Annotated in this window: 6 protein-coding genes and 1 pseudogene; 3 read left to right on the forward strand and 4 right to left on the reverse strand. The window is 73.5% G+C overall.

What is annotated here, in order from left to right; genetic code table 11:
- Positions 1-147: 147 nt before the first annotated feature.
- Positions 148-423 (forward strand): annotated as a pseudogene (locus ACFW9D_RS26335) (FMN-binding negative transcriptional regulator); the annotation flags it as partial.
- Between the two features lie 45 nt (positions 424-468).
- Here the strand turns inward: ACFW9D_RS26335 and ACFW9D_RS26340 are convergent.
- The 4 genes from ACFW9D_RS26340 to ACFW9D_RS26355 all read right to left on the reverse strand — a co-directional run bounded on the left by ACFW9D_RS26340 (position 469) and on the right by ACFW9D_RS26355 (position 5,223).
- The gene (locus tag ACFW9D_RS26340; protein WP_384625557.1) at positions 469-2,010 is read right to left on the reverse strand and encodes an MFS transporter; all 1,542 of its coding nucleotides are present in this window, start codon (positions 2,008-2,010) and stop codon (positions 469-471) included.
- Positions 2,011-2,280: 270 nt separating this feature from the next.
- Positions 2,281-3,258, reverse strand: a complete 978-nt coding sequence (locus ACFW9D_RS26345) for a DMT family transporter (RefSeq protein WP_384625599.1) — start codon at positions 3,256-3,258, stop codon at positions 2,281-2,283.
- Between the two features lie 366 nt (positions 3,259-3,624).
- Positions 3,625-4,632: a DMT family transporter gene (locus ACFW9D_RS26350; protein WP_188340129.1), complete on the reverse strand. Its 1,008-nt coding sequence runs from the start codon at positions 4,630-4,632 to the stop codon at positions 3,625-3,627.
- An 81-nt stretch (positions 4,633-4,713) separates the two neighbouring features.
- Complete coding sequence (locus ACFW9D_RS26355; protein WP_384625561.1) at positions 4,714-5,223, reverse strand: Clp protease N-terminal domain-containing protein; 510 nt, start codon at positions 5,221-5,223, stop codon at positions 4,714-4,716.
- Positions 5,224-5,413: 190 nt separating this feature from the next.
- On the opposite strand from ACFW9D_RS26355, the gene ACFW9D_RS26360 reads away from it, so the two are divergent.
- Positions 5,414-5,602, forward strand: coding sequence for a hypothetical protein (locus ACFW9D_RS26360; RefSeq protein WP_188340127.1), 189 nt, complete (start codon positions 5,414-5,416; stop codon positions 5,600-5,602).
- A 134-nt stretch (positions 5,603-5,736) separates the two neighbouring features.
- On the forward strand, positions 5,737-6,165 hold the full coding sequence (locus tag ACFW9D_RS26365) for an SRPBCC family protein (RefSeq protein WP_384625565.1): 429 nt from the start codon (positions 5,737-5,739) through the stop codon (positions 6,163-6,165).
- The last annotated feature ends 140 nt before the right edge of the window (positions 6,166-6,305 follow it).

The following is a 6,305-nucleotide window of genomic DNA, read 5'->3' on the forward strand; positions in this document are numbered from 1 at the left end:
GGCAGCCAGCTCTGAGCCTCTAAGGTTCTAGAGCAGCAAGGCACTCAGATGTGAGGGAATGGGTGGGGCCCGCGCGCGCGCGCGCGCGCGCCGCTGCCCGGAGGCGCGAGACCGACCGCCCCCCCGCCCCCTCTCACTCCCCCCCCCCCGCACGAGAAGGCGGCGCTGCTCAACCGGCAGGTGGCGCACTTCCAGCCGCCCGGCCTGTCCGCCGAGGCCGCCGCGGGCGAGGCCCCGTACGGGCGGCTGCTGCCGGGCATCCGCGGGCTGCGGCTCGAAGTGACCGGCGTCCGCGCCAAGTTCAAGTACGCGGGCCACAAGCCGGACGAGGTCCAGGACCGGATCGCGGCCGGCCTCGCGGAGCGCGGCGCTCCGGGCGACGCCGCCGCCCTGGCCCAGCAGCGGCGACGGCGCTCCGCCTGAGCCGCTCCGCCGGCCGCGGTCAGCGGCCCGGCGCGGCCCCCGGTGTCACGCGACCACGGTGGCGCCGGGCTCACCGGCCGCCGCCTCGGACCCCGGCCGCTCCGGCACCGGGACCTCGACCTGCCTGATGCGCGCCGGAAGGGCGAGCGCGGCGAAGAGACAGCACACCGCGGCGCCCGCGGCGATCAGGTACGCGGCCTTGAAACCGTCGCTGGTGTACAGCACGGCGCCCCGCGTGATCTCCGGCGAGAGCGGAGCGATGTACGAGTTGTTCAGGACGGTGAAGGCGATCACCGGCAGGACGGCGGGGAACACGCTCTGGAACACGCCCGCGATACTCGCGGTCGAGGCCTGCAACTGCGGCGGCACGGCCTCGATGAGCAGGTTCGGGACCGCCGCGTAGCCGAGGCCCATGCCCAGACCGACCAGGCACGAGAACAGGATCAGCAGGCCCCGGCTGTCGTGCGCGTACGCGGTGAGCGCGCAGCCCAGGCCCGCCGAGACGCCGCCGGCGGCCATCATGAGGCGCGGCCGCGCCCTGCGCCCGACCAGGACGCCGACGAGCACGCCGCCGACCACGGTGCACAGTCCGATCGGCGCCTGGAAGACCGCGGTGCCCTCGGCGTCGACCCCGAAGCCGTATCCGAGACCCAGGGCCGCCGGCGTCATGACCAGCATCGGCAGCAGCATCGTGAACAGGCCGCTGACGCCGTACATGAATCCGGCGGCGGTGACGGTGAACGCCACCGAGCGCCGGCGCAGCACCTTGATGTCGATGAGCGGTTCGCGGACCGCTCCGGAGCTGACCAGCCACGCGACGACGAGCACGACGCCGCCGATCAGATAGGCCAGGGTCGAGCCGGCGGTCCAGCCCCAGGCCGGGCCGAAGCTGACGCCGACGAGGATGCCCGCGATGCCCGCGCCGAGCAGCAGCGCGCCGACGAGGTCGAGGCGCGAGCGGAGGCGCACCGCGCTCTCCTGCGTGGTCAGCAGGATCATCGCGCCCAGGACGGCGAGGGCGATGACCCAGAACCAGAAGATGCTGCGGAAGCCGAAGTCGTCGATCAGCCAGCCGGTGATGAACGGGGCGGGGATGGCGATGATGCCCATGCCGCTGGTCGCGATGCTGACGGCGAGGGGGACGGTCCGGGGCGGGAAGACGTCACGGATGAGCGAGTAGCTGAGGAACAGGCACGGGACGAGCAGCCCGGTGAGCGCGCGGCCGAGGATCATGATCCCGTAGCTGGGCGCGACCGCCGAGACGAGCGACCCGGCGATCGAGACCGCGATGCAGCCGACCAGGAGTCTGCGCTTGCCGTGGAGGTCGGCGAGCTTGCCGACGAGCGGCGCCGCCACCGCGCCCACGAGCAGGAACGCGGTGAGCAGCCAGGCGCCCTGCGTCGTGCGGTAGTGCTGGGCGATGGAGGGCATGGCCGTCGCGATCATGATGTAGCTGATCGCGAGCATCTCCAGCAGGAGCACGATCGACAGCAGGGACACGATGAGGCGGGGCGTCCATCGTTCGTCGGCGGCGCGGTCGGCGCCCGCGGCGCCGGCGGTCGGATCGCCCGGAGGGGAGGAGACCATCGTCGGATCCTTTCGGGATGGCCTGAACGGAGATCCGCCGCCGGAGGTCGGGGGCGGGTCCACCCGCCCGTGACCGCCCTACCGCGCCGCTCGGGCCGGAGTGATGGGGAGCCACGTCGCCGGCGGCCGCCGGCGACATGTAGCGGACATCACAGGGCCTCGACGCGGCGCGGCACCACACGGTGTTCCATCCAGCGGGAGCGGAACTGACACCGTTTTTAGAAGGTGCAGGTCAGGGCGGTGTACCCCGAGTAGCAGAAAATCGGTGGATCAGCCACCTTTTTGGACGGGGGTGCGGGACTCGGCCCCGACCGGGGCGCGGGACTCCGCCGCCGCGAGCCCGACGACCGCCACCAGCATCACCGCGGTGCCCGCCACCGTCGCCCCGGTCAGGCGCTCGCCGAGCAGGGTCACGGCGATGACGGCCGCGCCGACCGGTTCGAGCAGCATGATCACGGAGACCGTGGCGGCCCGTACGACGGCCGCACCCGCGAAGTACAGCCCGTAGGCGAGGGCCGTCGGCACCGACGCGATGTACAGGAGCAGCGCGAGCACCTCCCCCGCGTTCCCGGTGTGCGGGACGAGTCCCTCGGCAGCGCCGAACGGCAGCAGCGCGAGAGCCGACACGGCGAAGGTGCCGACGGTCGTGCCGAGTTGGCCGCCGGCCCGCCCGGACCGCCCGAACCAGCGGGTGAGCAGGGTCATCACGGCGTACCCGGAGGCCGAGGCCAGCGCCCACAGGACACCGGCGGGGCGGACGGCGGCGCCGCCCGAACCGAGGACGAGCACGGCGAGCCCGCACAGCGCGCCGCCCACGGCGAGCACGCCGCCCCGGCCCAGCCGCTCCCCCATCGCGAGGCGTGCCCCGACCGCGATGAGCACGGGACCCGCGCCGAGCGTGACAACGGTGGCGACAGCGAGCCCGGTCGCCGACACCGCCGCGAAGTAGGCGGTCTGGAACACGGCGAGGGCCAGTCCGAGCACGAGGATCCGGACGGCCTTGCGGCCGCGCGGTCCGGGGGTCGTGGAGACGGGGGCGGGCCTGCGGCGCAGCACCCGTACGGCGAGGAGCAGCAACAGCCCGCCGGCGCACCGCCAGAACGACAGGGCCGAGGGCCCCAGGTCGCTGAGGCGGAACACGAGCGAGGCGGCGGCGCCCGCTGTGCCCCAGGCCAGCCCCGCCACGACCAGGCAGATCAGGCCGCGGGCGACGGACAGGGAGGGGAATCCCGGCACGGCGGGTGCCAGGGACGCGCGTCCGCGGGACGCGAGTTCAGGGGACGCGAGTTCAGAGGATTCGAGCGAGGTGAGGGAACGGGCAGCACTGCCCGGCACGGCTTGCGACACGTGGCACTCCACGGAGAGCGGCCCCGAGAGGAAGACGCGGGACCAGGGACACGGACCGTCGATCGCGGGCAGCCGTGACCCGCCCGGGAACAGCCGGGCGCGGGATCCCGGTGACGACCGGATCCCGTGGAGAAGTGCGGCTCACTGCCCGCGCAGGGCCCTCGGCGGGCGGATCCCACGGACCGCTCCGTGGATCGACGCCCGCCCGCGGGGCCCTACGCGGCCGGAGGCGGCAGAACGAGTGCGCGTGCGTGCATGATCGCCACCCTAGACGGCGCTCCCCGACCGGGACAACGCGGTTTCCGGCTCGGTGACCTGCGGCGGCTCGGTCGCCGCCGGCTTGGAGGACTGCGCGATGAACGCGCCGACGAGCACCACGGCCCCGCCGAACAGCTGCGGCCCGGAGAGGTGTTCGCCGAGCATGACCCAGGCGAGCACGGTCGCGATGACCGCTTCCAGGCAGGCCACGACACCGGCCACCTGCGGGGAGAGCCGCCGTACGGACACGACGCCGGTGACGTAGGCGACGACGGTGGCGAGCAGCACGATCCAGCAGAGCAGCAGCCAGGCGGGCACCGCGGTGCCGTTCATCGAGGCGTCCCCGGCGAGCAGCGACCAGTCCATGCCCCAGGGCCGGGCGATGACGGTGAGCACGGCGGCGCCGATCAGCAGCCCGTACGCGATGACGCCGAGCGGGTCGGGGGCCTCCTCGCCGGCGTCGCTGCCCTGGTCGGACAGGACGAAGTAGCCGACCTGACAGCAGGCCGCGCCGAGCGCGAGGAGCAGACCGAGAACGTCGAAGCTGAGCCCCGCCCACACCTCGACGACGCAGGCGAGGCCACCGACGGCGAGGACGACACCGAGCGCGGCGGCCCGGGTCACGGGCTTGCGCTGGACGAAGCGGACCCAGCCGAGGACGAGCGCGGGCGCCAGGTACTCGATGAGCAGGGCGACGCCGACGGGGATGCGGGAGATCGCCGCGAAGTAGCAGGCCTGGACGCCCGCGACCGCGAGCAGACCGAACCCGGCGAGCAGCGCGGGGCGCCGGCGCACCAGTGCGCGGTGCCGCCAGGCGACGGGCAGCATGACGAGCGCGGCGCCCGCGACCCGCAGCCACACCACGTGGAGCGGATCGAGGCCCGCCTCGATCAGCGGTTTGGCCGCCACCCCCGAACCGCCGAACGCGAGCGCGGAGGCGAGGGCGAGGCCCAGACCGATTCCGCGCGCGCTCGTCCCCGGCCCGACCTGAGACTCAGTTGACCCATGCACCGGCACATCATGACAGGCAGCGTCAGGACCGTCACCCCCGATGACCCCTGTCTCACAGGACGGACGCCGACGACCTGCGGCGCAGCGTCAGTTCAGCCTCCGGCGCAGGTCCCCGACATCGATGCCGGCCCGGCCGAGCACCTCCACGGCGCGGCAGTCCGGGTCGCCGGCGAGCGCCGCGAGCACGTCGAGTCCCCGGGCCGGACCGCCGTCCCGGGCGGTCGCGCGCTCGGCGCCCGCGCACATCGCGGCGGTCGCCGGCGGGGACCAGCCGGGGACGCCGCGCACCACCGGCACCGCGCCGGAGTCCTCGACCGAGCCCTGCCAGCGCAGCCCGTAGCCGATGCTGCGCTGGACGAGGTAGCCGAGCAGCCGGGCGAGCTGCCCGCCCTCGCCGCAGACCGCCCGCACCGCGGGGTCCGACTCCAGGAGCGAGTGCAGCAGGTGCGCGGTGTCGATCTGCCGGTCGCCGTCGCGCAGCGCACGCCGTCGGGCTCCCGCGACGGCCAGAATCAGCTCGTCACTGAGCGGGGCGTCGACGGGACGGTCTTCGAGAGGGCCGCACGAGGCGGTGCCGGACGGGGGAGAACTGTGCACGTACCTCACCTCATCAGGCCCGATCCGCCGCAACATCCCCGACGGGAAGCATCTTCGCGTCCGACACAAGGTGGGCGCGGCCCGTCCGGCCCTCCTCCTCAGGGATGAGATCCGGCCGTTCTCGCCGTAGGGGGAGCGCGCCGCCTTGCCGGTGCGCAACCGCTTGCACCGCTGGATCGTCGTTTCTTGCATGGAGAGCAGGTGCTGGCACGTGGCCCTGCCCGCCGTCGACGGCAGGCAGTACGTGTACCGGGTGTACGCCCCGGACGACGCGCTGCTCGCCGACCTGTTCTGGGACGCCTGGCACTGTCACGACGAGGGTCCGCATCCGCGCGCGTACGACCTCTTCGACGCGGCCCGGATCGAGCGCGTGGGCTGAGCCCGGACCGGGCGCGGCCGCACCCGTAAATTCCTGACGGTTCATCAGTATTGAATGTTCGAGGCCGCGCGGCTACGTTCCGCGACGACGCGACACCGCAGCCCGTCGGGCTCTCGACTCAAAGGGGTGGCCTCATGGCCGAAGTCAGCGCGGAAGCACGCATCGAGGCGCCCGCCGAGAAGGTGTGGGCCCAGCTCACCGACTTCTCCGCGTACGGGGAGTGGAACGCCACCCACACCAGCTTCCCCAAGGGCGGCCCGGCCTCGCTCGAGGTCGGCGGGCAGTTCGAGGAGAACATGAAGCTGATGGGCTTCCCGGCCGAGGTCACCTGGACCATCGAGGACCTGGAGGAGGCCCGCACCCTCGCGATCCGCGGCAAGGGCCCGATGGGTGTGAACGTCGGCACGCGCTACACGCTCACCCCGGACGGGTCGGCGACGACGGTCCGCATCGACGGGGAGTTCACGGGCGCGGCGGTCTCGCTGATGGCGGGCAAGCTCAAGGACTCCGCGACGGCCGCGCTCAACGAGTCGCTGCGCAAGCTGAACGGCCTGGTGGTCTGACCGCGCCCGCCCACCGCCCCGTACGGACATGAAGAGGCGCCCCCCCCCGCCGGGGGGGGGCCGCGTGGACCGGCAGCCGTCCGCCAGCCCGGGCCCCCCCGGGGTCAATACGCGGAGGCGAGGTTAAGGGAAACCGTCGT

Origin of the sequence: Streptomyces sp. NPDC059524, assembly GCF_042749255.1 — a bacterium.
Taxonomy (GTDB): Bacteria; Actinomycetota; Actinomycetes; order Streptomycetales; family Streptomycetaceae; genus Streptomyces; species Streptomyces xanthii.

Bases quoted from the DNA above. Each gene is read 5' to 3' on its own strand.
- ACFW9D_RS26340 (WP_384625557.1), bottom strand. From the start codon at position 2,010: ATGGTCTCCTCCCCTCCGGGCGATCCGACCGCCGGCGCCGCGGGCGCC.
- ACFW9D_RS26360 (WP_188340127.1), top strand. From the start codon at position 5,414: ATGGAGAGCAGGTGCTGGCACGTGGCCCTGCCCGCCGTCGACGGCAGG.
- ACFW9D_RS26365 (WP_384625565.1), top strand. From the start codon at position 5,737: ATGGCCGAAGTCAGCGCGGAAGCACGCATCGAGGCGCCCGCCGAGAAG.